The organism is Duganella sp. S19_KUP01_CR8 (assembly GCF_036688705.1).
GTDB lineage: Bacteria > Pseudomonadota > Gammaproteobacteria > Burkholderiales > Burkholderiaceae_D > Rugamonas.
The window spans coordinates 58230-74872 of record NZ_JAQQPR010000034.1 but is presented as its reverse complement, the minus strand read 5'-3'; the positions used below and the strand labels follow the sequence as shown (position 1 = coordinate 74872).

Annotated in this window: 9 protein-coding genes; 5 read left to right on the top strand and 4 right to left on the bottom strand. The window is 63.4% G+C overall.

The genetic code is table 11. The features are described from left to right. Positions 1 to 71: 71 nt before the first annotated feature. Both V6M89_RS26555 and V6M89_RS26550 read right to left on the bottom strand, forming a co-directional pair. A complete protein-coding gene (locus V6M89_RS26555; RefSeq protein WP_332856021.1) occupies positions 72 to 1946 on the bottom strand; it encodes a glucokinase in 1875 nt (624 codons plus the stop codon). Positions 1947 to 2105: 159 nt separating this feature from the next. Continuing rightward, the gene (locus V6M89_RS26550) at positions 2106 to 3743 is read right to left on the bottom strand and encodes an alpha-amylase family glycosyl hydrolase (protein ID WP_332856020.1); all 1638 of its coding nucleotides are present in this window, start codon (positions 3741 to 3743) and stop codon (positions 2106 to 2108) included. A 216-nt stretch (positions 3744 to 3959) separates the two neighbouring features. Here V6M89_RS26550 and V6M89_RS26545 point away from each other — a divergent pair, with 216 nt between their 5' ends. The 5 genes from V6M89_RS26545 to V6M89_RS26525 all read left to right on the top strand — a co-directional run bounded on the left by V6M89_RS26545 (position 3960) and on the right by V6M89_RS26525 (position 13246). After that, positions 3960 to 5555, top strand: coding sequence for a POT-type proton-dependent oligopeptide transporter (locus V6M89_RS26545; RefSeq protein WP_332856023.1), 1596 nt, complete (start codon positions 3960 to 3962; stop codon positions 5553 to 5555). A gap of 104 nt (positions 5556 to 5659) precedes the next feature. Then, a complete protein-coding gene (gene pulA / locus V6M89_RS26540; protein ID WP_332856019.1) occupies positions 5660 to 8449 on the top strand; it encodes a pullulanase-type alpha-1,6-glucosidase in 2790 nt (929 codons plus the stop codon). 45 nt (positions 8450 to 8494) lie between these two features. Then, on the top strand, positions 8495 to 8857 hold the full coding sequence (locus V6M89_RS26535) for a PKD domain-containing protein (RefSeq protein WP_332856018.1): 363 nt from the start codon (positions 8495 to 8497) through the stop codon (positions 8855 to 8857). A 115-nt stretch (positions 8858 to 8972) separates the two neighbouring features. Next, positions 8973 to 11261, top strand: coding sequence for a GH92 family glycosyl hydrolase (locus V6M89_RS26530; RefSeq protein WP_332856017.1), 2289 nt, complete (start codon positions 8973 to 8975; stop codon positions 11259 to 11261). 176 nt (positions 11262 to 11437) lie between these two features. Further along, positions 11438 to 13246, top strand: a complete 1809-nt coding sequence (locus tag V6M89_RS26525) for a sensor domain-containing phosphodiesterase (RefSeq protein WP_332856016.1) — start codon at positions 11438 to 11440, stop codon at positions 13244 to 13246. Here V6M89_RS26525 and V6M89_RS26520 read toward each other — a convergent pair. Beyond that, positions 13200 to 14891 carry an alpha-amylase family glycosyl hydrolase gene (locus tag V6M89_RS26520; RefSeq protein WP_332856015.1) on the bottom strand — a complete coding sequence of 564 codons (1692 nt, stop codon included), beginning with the start codon at positions 14889 to 14891 and terminating at the stop codon, positions 13200 to 13202. The genes V6M89_RS26525 and V6M89_RS26520 overlap by 47 nt on opposite strands. A 22-nt stretch (positions 14892 to 14913) precedes the next feature. Continuing rightward, complete coding sequence (locus V6M89_RS26515; RefSeq protein ID WP_332856014.1) at positions 14914 to 16548, bottom strand: alpha-D-glucose phosphate-specific phosphoglucomutase; 1635 nt, start codon at positions 16546 to 16548, stop codon at positions 14914 to 14916. Positions 16549 to 16643: the final 95 nt, after the last annotated feature.

Here is a 16643-nt window from a genome sequence, read left to right as displayed (position 1 = left end):
CCATTAGAGCATGAGCTCGGCTTTGAAGCCGAGCTCATGCTCTAATGGGGGACCTGACCCCGGGTTTTATTTTAACTGTCGAGGTGGGAGATCAGCAGGCGGCGGTTGTCGTCGCCGCCGCTGGCGGTCTTGTGCTCGACCACCAGGCGCGAGTTCTGCGCGTCCAGCGAAATGCCTACCGACAGGATGTCGATCAGCAGCAGTTGCAGGATGCGCGAGATCATCGACAGGAAGGTCGTGCTGTCCTCGCTGTGGTCGACCGCCAGGCATACGCTGGCTTTCTTGGCCAGCGGCGAGTTGCTCGACGTGATGGCGATGACGTCCGCCCCCGCCGCGCGCGCCGCATCGACCGCCGCCAGCAGATCCGGCAGCTTGCCGGAATTGGAGATGGCAATCACCACATCGCCCGGATTCAACAACTCAGCCGCCAGGGTCAGCAGGTGCGAATCGCCATACGCCGACGTCGGAATGCGGAAGCGGAAGAACTTGTGCTGGCCGTCCAGCGCCACCACGCGCGAATTGCCCATCGCGTAGAACTCGACCCGCTTGGCCTTGGCCACCAGCGCGATCGCCTTGTCCAGCGAACGCACGTCCAGCTGGTCGCGGAATTTCAGAATCGCGGAAACAGTATTGTCGATAACCTTGGCGCTCAGGTCGTGCGTGCTGTCGCTGACGCGTACCTGGCTATGGCGCACCGGAATCGCGCCGGTCAGGCTGCTGGCGAACTTCAATTTGAAATCGGCCAGGCCGAGGAAACCCAGCGAACGGCAGAAACGGATCACGGTCGGCTGGCTCACTTCGGCCAGGCGCGCGATGTCGGCGATCGGCTCGTTCAGCACCAGGCGCGGCTGCTCCAGCACCAGCTGCGCCACGCGCTGCTCGGCCGGCGTCAACTCGTGCTGCAAGTGCTGCACGCGCTCCATCAGCGTGTTGGCGCCGCTGCGTCCGCGCAGGTGTTCGGACAAAATCGTCGCCACGCCATAGAACGCCGGGTTCGGCGTCGTGATCACATAGGTCGGAATCTCCGACAGGTAGCTGGTGAAACGGCCCTTGGCCTCGAAGCGCGTGCGGAACGGCGACGAGGCGAACCACTCGCCCATGCGCGGCACGATGCCGCCACCGATGAACATGCCGCCGAACGCGCCCAGGGTCACGGCCAGGTTGGCGGTGGCGCCGCCCAGCATGGCGCAGAAGCATTCCAGCACTTCCAGGCACAGCGGGTCCTTGTCGGTCAGCGCGCCAGCCATGATTTCCTGCGAAGTCAGGTCGCGCACCTGGCGTCCGTTGCGCTTGGCGATGGCGCGGTAGATGATCTCCATGCCCGGGCCGGAAATCAGGCGCTCGGTCGACACGTGCGACCAGGTCTGCCAGGCATACTGCAAAATCGAATATTCGCGCTCGTCGGCCGGCGCGAAGTTGGTGTGGCCGCCTTCCGAACCCAGCGTGACGAAACCGTCCACGGTCGGAATCACGCCCGACACACCCAGGCCGGTGCCCGGCCCCAGCACGCCGATGACGGAATTGGAGGCAGGCTTGCCGCCGCCCACCTGCATCAAGTCCGCCGGCTTCAGGCCCGGCAGCGACATCGCCAGCGCGGTGAAGTCGTTCACCACCAGCAGCGTGTGCAGGCCCAGGGCGCGGCGCACTTCGTCGGTGGAGAATTCCCAGTCGCGGTTGGTCATGCGCACGTGGTCGCCGCTGACCGGATTGGCCACCGCCAGCGCCGCGTGGTTCAGCGTGATATCGGAATGGTCCGACAGGTAGGAGCGCAGCATCGCCACGATGTCGGTGTAGTCGTCGCACTTGAGCACGCGCACCGCGCGGAACTCGCCGGGGGCGGTCTGCAAGGCGAAGCGCGCGTGGGTCGCGCCGATGTCGGCCAGCAGGCGCGGGCCGTCGGCGAAGGCGGTGCGGTTCAGTTTTTGATCTACTTCAGCTTGTTTCATCGTCAATTCAGTCAAAACAGTTGGCGGAAGCATACCCGAAATACCCGGTGTTAAGAAGGAAACCGGTGCAAATTCCGCCACCGTCATTCCCGCGCAGGCGGGAATCCATGCTGAGTATGGACTCCCGCCTGCGCGGGAGTGACGGCGGCGGCATCCGTTTTACGCCGCGTAGCCGAACCAGGCGCCGAAGGCCGGCAGTTGCACCTGGCCGTCGACCACCGTGCCCGGCAGGCCGTAGCCGTCCATCTGCTCGGCGCCCACCGCCTGCGGCAACGCGCAGCTGACCGGCGCCGCACCCAGGTTGAACACGGCGATGATGCCGCGCTCACCCTCGGCATCGCGGCGCAGCGCCAGCACCGGTTCCGGCGTGTCGAAGAACTGGATCGCGCCGCGCGTCAATTGCGGCAGCTTGCGGCGCCAGGCGATGAACTTGCGGGTGAATGCCAGCGACGACGCGGCATCGCCCTCCTGCACCGAGGCCGCCTTGGCCAGGTGGTCCGGCGATACCGGCAGCCATGGCTTGCCTTCGGTGAAGCCGCCGTTGGCGCCGTCGGTCCACGCCATCGGCGTGCGGCAGCCGTCGCGGCCCTTGAACTCCGGCCAGAAGGTGATGCCGTACGGGTCCTGCAGCAGCTCGAACGGCACGTCCGCCTCGGCGAAGGCCAGTTCGTCGCCCTGGTACAGGCACGGCGTGCCTTTCAGCGACAGCTGCATCGCCAGGATCATCTTGGCGAACGCCGCCGGCGCGTCCGGGCCGCCCCAACGGGTCGCCACACGCTGCACGTCGTGGTTGCCGACCGACCAGGAAGCCCAGCCGCCCTTGACGCGCGCTTCGAAATTCTCCACCTGCTTGCGGATGTAGTGCGACGAGCAGGTCGGCACCAGCAGGTTGAAGCTGTAAGCCATCTGCAGCTTGTCGCCGTCGGCGGTGTACTCGGCCATCACGGCCAGCGAATCGTCGGCGCCCACTTCGCCGATCGCGACCGCCTTGTATTCATTCAGCAGCGAGCGCAGTTTTTGCAGGAAAGGCAGGTTCTCCGGGCGGCTCTTGTCGTAGATGTGCGCCTGCATGCCGTAGGGATTGACGTCCGATACGGTGGCGGTGTCGCGGTTCACGGCCGGCGGATTGCTGCGCAACTCCTGGTCGTGGAAGTGGAAATTGCAGGCGTCCAGGCGGATGCCGTCGACGCCGCGCTCCAGCCAGAAACGCAGCGCGTCCAGGTGCGCCTGCTGCACTTGCGGGTTGTGGAAATTGACCTGCGGCTGGCTGACCAGGAAATTGTGTAAATAGTATTGACGACGGCGCGTGTCCCACTGCCACGATGAGCCGCCGAACACCGACATCCAGTTGTTCGGCGGATTGCCGTCCGGCGCGGGATCGGACCAGACATACCAGTCGGCCTTGGGATTGTCGCGGCTGGAGCGGCTCTCCTTGAACCATGCATGCTCCTCGGCCGTGTGGGCCATCACCTGGTCGATCATGATCTTCAGGCCCAGGCTGTGCGCCTTGGCGATCATCACGTCGAAGTCGGCCAGCGTGCCGAACATCGGATCGACGTCGCAGTAGTCGGAAATGTCGTAGCCGAAATCCTTCATCGGCGATTTGAAATAAGGCGAGATCCAGACGATGTCCACGCCCAACGATGCGATATAGTCCAGCTTTGCCGTAATCCCGGGTAAATCGCCGATGCCGTCGCCGTTGGTATCGTTGAAGCTGCGCGGGTAGACCTGGTAGATGATCGCTTCGCGATACCAGTCCTGGGAGTGCGGTGAAACTTGTGTAAGTTGCTTAGTCATAAGAAAATCCGGGGTTGGCAAAACTGGATATAGGTTTGTAGACAATATACATCACGAATATGGTTTTTTCAATCCATGAGGCACTTGCGGGTTAATACAATTAACCCATAAAAATCAACATCTTGCGGATATTTACAAAAATTCGCCAGATAAAAATAGTAGTCAAACTACACAAAATCAGGAGAGAAAATAGTGAGCAACACCGGCAACGGGCCGATGCCCCGGCAAATTCCTTACATCATCGCCAACGAAGGCTGCGAACGCTTCAGCTTCTATGGCATGCGCAACATCCTGACGCCATTCCTGCTCAGCACCCTGCTGCTGTTCGTGCCGCTGGCCGACCGCGCCAGCGAGGCCAAGCATGTATTCCACACCTTCGTCATCGGCGTGTACTTCTTCCCGCTGCTGGGCGGCTGGCTGGCCGACCGCTGGTTCGGCAAGTACAACACGGTGTTCTGGTTCAGCCTGATCTACGTGGCCGGCCATGCCTGCCTGGCGATCTTCGAGGACAACCTCAAGGGCTTTTACTTCGGCCTGTTCCTGATCGCGTTCGGCTCGGGCGGCATCAAGCCACTGGTGGCGGCCTTCGTCGGCGACCAGTTCGACCAGACCAACAAGAACCGCGCCAAGCTGGTGTACGACGCCTTCTACTGGATCATCAACTTCGGCTCCTTCTTCGCCTCGCTGCTGATGCCGGTGTTCCTGCGCGACTACGGCCCGGCCGTCGCCTTCGGCATCCCCGGCATCCTGATGGCGGTCGCCACGCTGGTGTTCTGGCTCGGCAAGCGCAAGTACATCCACGTGCCGCCGGCCGCGCCGAACCCGAACTCCTTCAGCAGCGTGGCCCGCACCGCGCTGATGAGCAAGCAGCCCGGCCAATCGCGTCCCGGCCTGGTGATGGCCGGCGCCGGCGCGCTGGGCGCTGTGGCGTCGCTGTGCATGGCGCCGCAATGGGGCTTCGTCATCGCCGCCTGCCTGGCGCTGGTGCTGGTGCTGGCGTTTGGCGGCATCGGCGTGTCGATGCAGTTGGACCGCGCGCGCGGCCTGCACAGCGACGAGGCGGTGGAAGGCGTGCGTTCGGTGCTGCGCATCCTGATCGTGTTCGCGATGGTGACGCCGTTCCATTCGCTGTTCGACCAGAAGGCGTCGACCTGGATCGTGCAGGCCAATGCGATGAACAGCCCGCTGCTGAACATCTTCGGCTGGGAATTCACGCTGCTGCCGGCGCAGATGCAGGCGGTCAATCCGATTCTGGTGATGCTGCTGATCCCGTTCAACAACCTGGCCTTGTATCCGATCATGCGCGTTATCGGCATCACGCCGACGCCGCTGCGCCGCATGGGAACGGGCATTGCGATGGCCGGCGTGTCGTGGATCGTGATCGGCATGATCCAGTTGCAGATGGACGGCGGCGACAAGGTCTCCATCCTGTGGCAGCTGCTGCCGTATGCGCTGCTGACCCTGGGCGAGGTACTGGTGTCGGCGACGGGACTGGAGTTTGCCTATAGCCAGGCGCCGGTGCCGATGAAGGGCATCATCCTGAGCTTCTGGTATCTGGCGATCACGGTTGGCAACCTGTGGGTGCTGATCGTCAATGCGGGCGTGAAGAACGACGCCGTCAGCGCATACATTGCCACCAGCGGCCTGAGCGTGATCGCGTTCCAGATGTTCTTCTTCGCCGCCTTCGCCCTGCTGGTCGCGGCCATCTTCGCGCTGTACGCGATACGCTACAAGATGGTGGACAACTACCGCAATGAAGGCCCGGCAAGCTTCTGCTACCCGGAAAGCGAAAAGGGCGAATCCAAGCCATAAGTATCAAAACTACAGATTTTTGATTACCATAACCGGCAAATACAGGGGTATTTGCCGGTTTTTGTAGCCGCACTACCTAAATCTATAGTTTTGGAGGCGGTGATATGGGTGGTATGCATCTTGGGACGTGGGTGGCTGGAATTACTGTTGGCGGCGCGCTGGCGTTGACCTGTGTGGCGGCTGCGGCCGCCGATAACGCGACGCTTGCCGCCTGCGACGCCCCGTTCGCTACCGTCCTACAGCCCGCCGTCGCCGCCGATGCGCGGGCTTACTGGCTCAATCGACAGCTGATCAAATGGCCGGGCGCCGACGCTTCCAGCGGCGCTTTCAAACTCTATTATTCCGCTTCCGCCTCGCTGCACGCGGCGCCTGGTGCGCGCGTGTCCGGCGCGGATGGTTCGCTGGCGTTGGCACGCTTTGATGGCGGCTTGCCGTCCGATGTCGCGCAACGCTTCAAATTCGTCGGCAACGGCGCTGTGCTGACGCTGGCGGCTGCGGATGCGACGCGCCTCGGCGGCGTGCTGACGCAGCAAGTCATGCTGGTGCAGGAAGCTGAAGACGGCACCGTGCGCGACGCCACCACGCTGCAAATCGCCGGCGCGCTTGATGACTTGTATGCCGGCGCCGCCAACGCGCGCGATCTGGGCGTCAGTGTCGGCAAACAAACCGGCTTCAAACTCTGGGCGCCGACCGCGCAGCGCGTTGCATTGTGCAGCTACGCCAGCGGCTCCGGCAAAGCTTCCGCCATCACCGCTATGCAGCGCGACGACGCCACCGGCATCTGGTCCGCGCAGCTTGATGGCAAACGCTCCGGCCAGTACTACCAATACGTGGTGGACGTGGTGGCGCCATCGGCAGGCCTGGTGCGCAACCTCGTCACCGATCCCTACTCGATCAGCTTGACCACCGACTCCAAACGCAGCTACATCGCCGACCTGAACGCGGCCAACCTGAAACCCGCCGGTTGGGACAAAAACCCTGCCCCGAAAAAGGTCACCACCCAATCCGACATGACAGTCTACGAACTGCATGTGCGCGACTTCTCGATCAACGACAGCACCGTCAGCGCCGCCAACCGCGGCAAGTACACCGCCTTCACCGAGGCTGGCTCCAACGGTATGAAGCACCTGGCCGCGCTCAGCAAAGCCGGCATGACCGACATTCACCTGCTGCCCGTGTACGACATCGGCAGCGTGCCGGAAAAAGGCTGCGTCACGCCGGCCATCCCAACCGGCCTGAAACCGGACGGCGAAGAACAGCAAGCGCTGGTCGCCAAGACCCAGGCCACCGACTGCTACAACTGGGGCTACGACCCTTACCACTACAACGCGCCCGAAGGCAGCTACGCCACCGATCCGGCCGACGGCGCCAGGCGCATCGTCGAATTCCGCCAGATGGTGCAGGCGCTGCACAAGACCGGCCTGCGCGTCGGCATGGACGTGGTGTACAACCACACCTTCATCGCCGGCCAGAATGAGAAGTCCGTGCTGGACCGCGTGGTGCCCGGCTACTACCACCGCCTGAACGCCAAGGGCGCGATCGAACGCTCCACCTGCTGCGACAACACCGCCACCGAAAACCTGATGATGGCCAAGCTGATGATCGACTCGGCCGAACAGTGGGCCGTGCAGTACAAGATCGACTCGTTCCGCTTCGACCTGATGGGCCACCAGCCGCGCGCCGCGATGGAGCAGCTGCAAGCCCGCGCCGACCGCGCCACCGGCCGCCACGTCAACCTTATCGGCGAGGGCTGGAACTTCGGCGAAGTGGCGGATGGTGCGCGCTTCGTGCAGGCCTCGCAGCTGTCGCTGAACGGCAGCGGCATCGGCACCTTCAGCGACCGCGCGCGCGATGCGGTGCGCGGCGGCGGCGCCGGCGACAGCGGCGTGCAGATGATCACGCAACAAGGCTATATCAACGGCTTGGTGTACGACGCCAATGCGCAAGCGGGTGCACGTCCAACCAGCGACCTGCTGCAAGCGTCGGACCTGGTCAAGGTCGGCCTGGCAGGTTCGATCCGCAGCTACCCGCTGCAAACCTGGGACGGCAAGACGCAGCCGTTGCAGGACATCGTCTACGGCGGCAACCAGCCGGCCGGCTACGCCAGCGAACCGGGTGAAGTGGTCAACTACGTCGAGAACCACGATAACCAGACGCTATATGACATCAACGCCTTCAAGCTGCCGCACGCCACCACCAGCGCCGAACGCGCACAGGTGCAGATGCTGGGCGCCGCCATCAACGCCTTCAGCCAGGGCGTGGCCTACTTCCACGCGGGCTTCGATATCCTGCGTTCCAAATCGCTGGACCGCAACAGCTTCGAATCGGGAGATTGGTTCAACCGCATCGACTGGAGCTACCAGGACAACTACTACGGCACCGGCGTGCCGCGCGCGGAAGACAACGGCAAGGACTATGAGCTGATCAAGCCACTGCTGCGCGACGCCGCCATCAAGCCGTCGCCGAAAGACATCGCCTACGCGCGCGACGCCTTCCGCGACCTGCTGGCGATCCGCTCCAGCAGCACGCTGTTCCGCCTGCGCACCGCCGCCGACATCAAGCAGCGCCTGCGCTTCCATAACACCGGCAGCGGCCAGGTGCCGACCGTGATCGTCGCCCACCTGGACGGCGCCGGCTATGCGGGGGCCGGCTATGCGGGGGCCGGCTATGCGGGGGCCAACTTCAAGTCCATCACCTACCTGATCAACGTCGACAAGGTCGCGCAGCGCGTGACGGTGGAAGCGGAAAAGAACCGCCGCTACCAACTGCATCCGGTCCACACCAACATGGCCGCAGCGGACAAACGCGTGGCCCTGGAAGCCAAGTACGACGCTACTTCCGGCACGTTTGCAATTCCGCCACGCAGCGCCGTGGTATTCGTAGAAAAGAAGTAAACACCGTGATATCTTTTCGGCTCCCAGTCGAGCCGGAAAGAGACCATGATGAGACGCAACCATATCCCAGCGCTGCTGCTTACGCTAACCCTCAGCGCCTGCGGTGGCGGCGGCGACTACAACGCGCCAGCGAACCACGCGCCGGTCGCCGCTGCCGGACCGGCACAAGGCGTGACGGCAGGCAGCTCGGTCAAGCTGGCCGGCAGCGGCACCGACGCCGACCAAGACATCCTCAGTTATTCGTGGACGCTGTCCAAACCCGCAGGCAGCACGGCCGCCCTGCTGAACTTCCACGTCGCCACGCCGACCTTCTTCGTCGACCTGCCGGGCGTCTATGTCGCCACGCTGACCGTCAACGACGGCAAACTCGATAGCGCGCCATCGTCCGTCGTCATCACCGCGCAGTAGCCGGCGCACCTTGTTTAGTAATCGGCCAATAAACATGACGGCCGCCCAGGCCTGTTGGTTTCCGGCGATGGCATAGCTGCTACACTGGTTTTCGCCAGTCACCACCGCCAAAATTATGAAACTCCATACGCTTGCGCTGCCCCTCTTCCTGTTTGCGCTGACCGCTTCGGCCGCGCCCATCGCCGATCCCGTCGAGTGGATCAATCCCTTGATGGGCACCGCCAGCAAGCCCGAACTCTCGAACGGCAATACCTATCCGACCATCGCGCTGCCGTGGGGGATGAACTTCTGGACGCCGCAGACCGGCAAGATGGGCAATGGCTGGGCCTACACCTACGACGCCGACAAGATCCGCGGCTTCAAGCAAACGCACCAGCCGTCGCCGTGGATGAACGACTACGGCCAGTTCGCCATCATGCCGGTCACCGGCAAACCCAAGTTCACGCAGGACGACCGCGCCAGCTGGTTCTCGCACAAGGCGGAAGTGGCCAAGCCCTACTACTACAGCGTCTACCTGGCCGACGCCGACGTGACCACCGAGATCGCGCCGACCGAACGCGCGGCGCAGTTCCGCTTCACCTTCCCGAAAACCGACGACGCCTACGTGGTGGTGGATGCCTACGACAAAGGCTCGTACATCAAGGTGATCCCGGGCGAACGCAAGATCGTCGGCTACAGCACCCGCTATGCGCGTGGCCCGCTGCCGAAGAACTTCAAGAACTACTTCGTCATCTACTTCGACAAGCCATTCACCTCCACCCGCATCTGGAGCGGCGATAAACTGGTGAACAATGTCATGGAGCTGGCGAGCGACCATAGCGGCGCGGTGGTCGGCTTCAAGACCGCAAAAGGCGAGAAGGTCGGCATGCGCGTGGCCTCCTCCTTCATCAGCGAAGCACAGGCGGAGCTGAACCTGAAGCGCGAACTGGCCGCCGACAGCTTCGACGCCACCGCGCAAAAAGGCAAAGAGGTATGGAACAAGACGCTGAGCCGCATCAGCGTGGAAGGCGGCAGCGACGACCAGACGCGCACCTTCTATTCCAGCCTGTATCGCATGCTGTTCTTCCCGAACAAACTGTATGAGATCGACGCCAACAACCAGATCGTCCACTGGAGTCCTTACAACGGCAAGATCCTGCCCGGTTATATGTACGCCGGCACCGGCTTCTGGGATACCTTCCGCGCGCTGTATCCCTTCCTGAACCTGATGTACCCGTCGATCAACCGCGAGATGCAGGCCGGCCTGGCCAACGACTACAAGGAAAGCGGCTGGCTGCCCGAATGGTCCAGCCCCGGCCTGGCCGACGTCATGATCGGGAATAACTCGGCATCGGTGGTGGCGGAGGCCTATGTCAAAGGCTTGCGCGGCTACGACATCGACACGCTGTGGCAAGCGCTGAAGCACGGCGCCGACAACGAAGGACCGATGAGCGCCGTCGGCCGCGCCGGCGTCAAGTACTACAACGAACTAGGCTACGTGCCGTACGACGTCAAGATCAACGAGAACGCCGCCCGCACGCTGGAATATGCGTACGACGATTTCGCCATCTACCAGCTGGGCAAGGCGCTCGGCAAGCCGCAGTCGGAGATCGGCATCTATGCGCAACGGGCGATGAACTACAAAAAACTGTTCGACCCGGAGACGGGCCTCATGCGCGGCAAGAACAAGGACGGCAGCTTCCAGTCGCCCTTCAACCCGTTCAAATGGGGCGACGCCTTCACCGAGGGGAATAGCTGGCACTACACATGGTCCGTGTTCCAGGATGTGAACGGCCTGGTGGACCTGATGGGCGGCCGCGAGAAGTTCGTCGCCAAGCTGGATCAGGTGTTCACGCTGCCGCCGACCTTCGACGAAAGCTACTACGGCGAAGTGATACACGAGATCCGCGAAATGCAGATCGCGAACATGGGCCAGTACGCGCACGGCAACCAGCCCATCCAGCACATGATCTACCTGTACGACTACGCGGGCGCACCGTGGAAAACGCAGTACTGGGCGCGCGAAACCATGAACCGCCTGTACAAGGCCACGCCGGACGGCTACTGCGGCGACGAGGACAACGGCCAGACGTCGGCATGGTATGTGTTCTCGGCGCTGGGCTTCTACCCCGTCACGCCGGTGGTGCCGCAGTACGTGGTCGGCGCGCCGCTGTTCAAGAAGGTCACGCTGCGGCTGGAGAACGGCAAGACGGTGGTCATCAATGCCCCCGCCAACAGCGACAGCAAGCGCTATGTGAACGCGCTTAAAGTCAACGGCAAGCCGTATTCGAAGAACTGGTTGAGCCACGCGGGCCTGATGCAGGGCGCGGTGCTGGACTTCGACATGTCCGACAAACCGAACACGCAACGCGCCACCGCGCCGGCCGATGCGCCGTATTCGCTGTCCACAGACCCGCAACACTAAAAACTAGGGCAAATGGAAATCATGGTATTCTGTGATTTCCATTTAGCGACTGACTCCGGTTAGTTGCAAATCAGGAGCCACGCCCCGCTCCCCCGCAACACCCCTTCCTTCCCAGTGCCCCATCCCGCATTGAATAGCACCTTGTCGTTAAACGCTTTCCGCGCAGAGACCAGATCATGACTATTTATTGCCAGCTTACCGAATCCCGGCGCCTTGACGCCCTCCACAAACTGAACCTGCTCGACACGCCGCCCAGCGCGGCCTTCGACCGCATCACGCGCATGGCCGCGGGCATGTTCAAGCTGCCGATTGCCGCCATATCGCTGACCGACACCGACCGTCAGTGGTTCAAATCGCGCGTCGGCGTCGAACACACATCGATTCCCCGTTTGCGCGCGCCCTGCGGCAATGTGGCCGACTGCGGCGAGTTGCTGGTGATCCCCGACCTGCTGGAGGATGCGTATTTTCGCGATAGCCCACTGGCCGCCAGCGGCATCCGCTACTACGCCGGCGCGCCGCTGATCACCGCCGAAGGACACTGCCTCGGTGCGATGTGCGTGCTTGGAAAGGAACCGCGCGACACGACGCCGCAGGAACTTGCCGCGCTGTGCGACCTCGCCGGCATGGTCATGGCGCAAATCGAAATGCAGCATGCGATGGGGCGTATCGATCCGCTCAGCGGCCTCCCCAACCGCAACCAGTTCCTGGAGGACTTCCAGGACCTGCAACGCGACCGCCCGGCTGGCGAGCAGCGGCTGGCGGTGCTGATCAACCTGACCACGCCCGAACAACTCAGCCACGCCGCGCGCGCGATGGACCCGTCCTATCTCGATGAATTGGTGACCGACGCCGCCCGCTGGCTGCGCAGCGAGGTTGGCCCCAGCCGCCGCGTCTACCATGTGACGACCACGCAATTCGCGCTGATCGCCCTGCCCGGCACAACGCTGGACGCCTACCTGCCGCTGCTGGAGGCGAAGATGGCACGCGCGCAGTGCATCGCCAAATCGCGCTACGTCGCCACGCCCACGGTCGGCATAGCGCCCTTCGAAATCGGCAACGCCGACTGTCTCGACGTGCTGCGCCGGGCGCAGAGCGCGGCCCATGACGCCATTGACGCGCACGCACATATCGCCATCTATTCCGAAGCCGAGGATACCCTGTACCAGCGCCGCTTCACGCTGCTCAACGACTTCGGCGCCGCACTCGAAAGCAAAGACCAGCTACGACTGGTGTACCAGCCCCGCATCGACATCACCACCGGCAGCTGCATAGGCGCCGAAGCGCTGCTGCGCTGGAACCATCCGACGCTGGGCGCCATCGGCCCCGCCGAATTCATTCCCGTGATCGAGCGCTCCGGGATGGCGCATGCCACCACCGCGTGGGTGCTGGCGACGGCCATGCGTCAGCAGCGCCACTGGCGCGACCTGGGTTTGTGCTTGCAGCTGTCGATCAACGTATCTGCGGCGAATCTGCTGGAACCTGGCTTCGCGGCAGCACTGGGGGCGGGCCTGAGGGAGTGCGACCTGCCGCCCGATTGCATAGAGCTGGAAATTACCGAGAGCGCGATCATGGTGCAGCCGCTCAAGGCTCACGCCATGCTGGATGCGATCGCCGCCAGCGGCGTGCGTCTGGCGATCGACGACTTCGGCACCGGCTACAGCAGCCTGTCCTACTTGCAGCGCATGCCGGCCGACGTGGTAAAAATCGACCAGTCCTTCGTCATCGGACTGGAAGACGATATACGCAAGCAGGCGTTGGTGGCAACGATGATCACGCTGTCACAGGATCTCGGCCACCGCGTGGTGGCCGAGGGTGTGGAATGCGAGGAAGTGCTGACCTTCCTGCGCCTGGCCGGCTGCGACGAAGCGCAGGGCTATATGTTCGCGCGGCCGATGGAGGCCGAGGTCTTTAGCGGCTGGTGCCGCGTCCCTGCAGCTGCTATTCCTGTCCGATCAGCACAACCGCATTACGCGTGCCAAACGTAACGCTGCCGCCCTTCACCACTGCGGTCTTACCGGAATAGTAGTCCTTGACCTTCTGGCCGTTGGCGAACACGCCGTGCAGATTGATGCTGGCGGCTTTGTCGGTCGGCAGGTCCAGCGCGACGACAACCTTGTCGTGCAGCGCACCCTTGTCGTAGGTGCGCTTGAAGACGTAAGGCTTGGCTTGCAGCTGCTGGTGCACGCCGGCGCCCACCGACACGTGGTCCCTGCGGAACAGGCCAATCTTGGCCCAGTGCGCGCGTACCTCGGCGACCTTGTAGCCGTCGCGCTGCGCGTTCTGCGCCAGCTCATCCCAGTTCATGAAGGAACGCAGCTTGGCGTCGCCCACCGCTTCGGCCACGTCCAGCTTGCGCGCGGTTTCGTCGCCGTAGTAGATCTGCGCCGCGCCGGGCGCCAGCAGCAGTTTGTTCGCGCTTTCGAAAGGCTTCTTGCGCGAAGCATCGAACGGCTTGTCGTAGTCATGCGAGTCCAGGTAGTTAAGTACCGAGTAGCCCTCCAGCGCGCCGCCATGCAGCGTGTTCGAATAGCTGCTGAACAGCGGCTCGTAATCCTTTTCCGCATCGTAGATCAAGCCGAAATTGATCAGGCTATTGAAGCCGCTCTGATAGTAGTTGGCGCTCGTGCCGCCGCCCAAGTCGAACACCTGGCCGTGCGCGATGTTGTAGTTGTAGACTTCCGCCGTCGAATAGAACTTGTCGTCACTCAGCTTCTTGTCGGGATTCGCGCGCTTCCAGTCCTCGAAGGCAGCGGCGGCCACGGTATTGAGTTCCTTCCACACCTTGGCCTCGACGTGTTTGACGGTGTCTGCTCGGAAGCCGTCGACGCCATACTTGCGCACCCAGTCCGAATGCCACTTCATCAGGTAGTAGCGCGGCGCGCGCGGATAGCCGGTACGGGCGAAGAACTCATTCAGCTCCTTCACTTCGCGCTCGAAGCGGCCTTCGCGCTGCCACTTCGCCGCCAGGTTCTCCGGCAGTTCGACCGGCGTGTCGCTGTCGGTGCGGAAGTCCGGCAGGTTCTTCACCAAGGTGCATTCGATGGTGGTCTTGGCATCCTTGTAGGTGCACTGCGGGCCGGTGCGCACCCAGTCGTCCGGCCAGGCGTAGTCGGTCTCCGTGACCGGGCCGGTCTGGTTCATCACCACGTCCAGCAGCACGCGGATGCCGTGCGCGTGCGCGGCGTCGACCAGATTGCGGAAGTCGTTTTCCGTCCCCAGGTTGGCGTCGACGGCGGTGAAGTCGGCGGCCCAGTAGCCGTGGAAGCCGTAGGACTTGCCCGTGCCTTCATCGGTGCCTTCGTGGATCTGCTCCACCGGCGGCGAGACCCAGATGGCGCTGACGCCCAGGCTGTCGAAATAGCCTTCATTGATCTTGCTGGTGATGCCGGCCAGGTCGCCGCCCATGTAGCCGCGCAGCGGAGCGGCGTCCGCCTTGCGGCCGTAGGCGAGGTCGTTGCCGATGTAGGCGTTGTTGAAGCGGTCGGTCAGCACGAGATAGACCGTGGCGTTCTCCCACAAGAATGGCTTGCGCACCGCCTGCTTGACGGTAGGTGCGGCGTTGGCGGTCGGGCCTGCCGTGGCCGCGCCGAGCGCCAGCGCCAAAGTCATTGCAAGGGGAGTCAATTTCATGCTGTCTTCCTTTATCTAGGTTTTATGTGGTGACGGTCGGACGCGCGCGTCCGGTCCATCCGGGGATGCCGCCAACCTGCTCGGCGATGAGTATCAATGCGGATAAGGCCTGCTGGGTGGGCAGGTGGTGGTAGGCCGGATCGCCTTCGTAGCGCTCCAGGTAGACGCGCAGGGTCGCGCCCTCGGTGCCGGTACCGGACAGGCGGAACACGATGCGCGAGCCGTTGGTCATGACGATGCGGATGCCCTGCTGCGTGGCGAGCGAGCCGTCAACCGGATCGGTGTATTCGAAATCATCGGCGAAATCAACGACGTAGTGGCCGCCCAGGTCCTGCCCCGTCAGCGCGGCCAGCTTGATGCGCAGGGAAGCCATGAGTTCATTGGCGCCCTTGGTTTCAACCGCCTCGTAATCGTGGCGCGAATAGTAGTTGCGGCCGAAGCGCGCCCAATGTTCGCCCACCAGCTGCTCCACCGATTTGCCGCTGGCGGCCAGTAGGTTAAGCCAGAACAGCACGGCCCACAAGCCGTCCTTCTCGCGTATGTGGTCCGAGCCGGTGCCGTAGCTCTCCTCGCCGCACAGCGTGGCCTTGCCCGCGTCCAGCAACGTGCCGAAGAACTTCCAGCCGGTCGGCGTTTCGTAGCACGGGATGCCCAGCGCGGCGGCCACGCGGTCGGCCGCGCGCGAGGTCGGCATCGAGCGGGCGATGCCTTTCAGGCCGGCGCGGTAGCCCGGCGCCACGGTCGCATTGGCGGCCAGCACAGCCAGGCTGTCGGACGGCGTGACATCGAACTTGCGGCCGACGATCATGTTGCGGTCGCCGTCGCCGTCGGAGGCGGCGCCGAAGTCGGGTGCGTCGTCCGCCGCCATGATGGCGATCAGCTGCGCGGCGTTGACGGGATTGGGGTCCGGGTGATGGCCGCCGAAATCCTTCAGCGGCACACCGTTGATGACGGTGCCCGCCGGCGCGCCCAGCATGCCTTCGAGGATGGTCCTGGCGTAGGGGCCGGAGACCGCGTGCATGCCGTCGAAGCACATGCGGAAGCCGCGTCCGAACAGCGCCTTGATGGCGTCGAAGTCGAACAGGCGCCGCATCAGCTCCGCGTAATCGGCCACCGGATCGATGACTTCCACATCCATCTGCTCGATGCGCGATACGCCGAGGCGATCGATATCGATGGCTGGCGCGTCGCTGATGCGGTACTGCTTGATGCTCTCGGTGCGATGAAAGATCGCTTCGGTCACGCTCTCCGGCGCGGGGCCGCCGGCGGCGATGTTGTACTTGATGCCGAAGTCGCCATCCGGTCCGCCTGGATTGTGGCTGGCCGACAGTACGATGCCGCCCAGCGCGCCGTGCTTGCGGATCACGCAGCTGACGGCGGGCGTCGACAGGATGCCGCCCTGCCCCACCAGCACCTTGGCGTAGCCGTGCGCCGCCGCCATGTGCAGGATGGTCTGCACCGCCTCGCGGTTGTGAAAGCGGCCGTCGCCGCCCAGCACCAGCGTTTTGCCGGCGCAGTCGCCCAGCGTGTCGAACACGCTTTGCACGAAGTTTTCGAGATAGGAAGGCTGCTGGAAGATGGTGACTTTTTTCCGCAAGCCCGAGGTCCCCGGCCGCTGGCCAGGGAACGCTTTGGTCGCTACAGTTTGTATGCTCATGTTCGCTCCGCACAGGTAAAGGACAGTATCCACAGCCCCTGTTGTACCTGTTCCGGCAAACGGGTGGCGCGCGAATACATGGTCAAGCGAACAAT

Bases quoted from the DNA above. Each gene is read 5' to 3' on its own strand.
- V6M89_RS26555 (WP_332856021.1), bottom strand. From the start codon at position 1,946: ATGAAACAAGCTGAAGTAGATCAAAAACTGAACCGCACCGCCTTCGCC.
- V6M89_RS26550 (WP_332856020.1), bottom strand. From the start codon at position 3,743: ATGACTAAGCAACTTACACAAGTTTCACCGCACTCCCAGGACTGGTAT.
- V6M89_RS26545 (WP_332856023.1), top strand. From the start codon at position 3,960: ATGCCCCGGCAAATTCCTTACATCATCGCCAACGAAGGCTGCGAACGC.
- pulA (WP_332856019.1), top strand. From the start codon at position 5,660: ATGGGTGGTATGCATCTTGGGACGTGGGTGGCTGGAATTACTGTTGGC.
- V6M89_RS26535 (WP_332856018.1), top strand. From the start codon at position 8,495: ATGATGAGACGCAACCATATCCCAGCGCTGCTGCTTACGCTAACCCTC.
- V6M89_RS26530 (WP_332856017.1), top strand. From the start codon at position 8,973: ATGAAACTCCATACGCTTGCGCTGCCCCTCTTCCTGTTTGCGCTGACC.
- V6M89_RS26525 (WP_332856016.1), top strand. From the start codon at position 11,438: ATGACTATTTATTGCCAGCTTACCGAATCCCGGCGCCTTGACGCCCTC.
- V6M89_RS26520 (WP_332856015.1), bottom strand. From the start codon at position 14,891: ATGAAATTGACTCCCCTTGCAATGACTTTGGCGCTGGCGCTCGGCGCG.
- V6M89_RS26515 (WP_332856014.1), bottom strand. From the start codon at position 16,548: ATGAGCATACAAACTGTAGCGACCAAAGCGTTCCCTGGCCAGCGGCCG.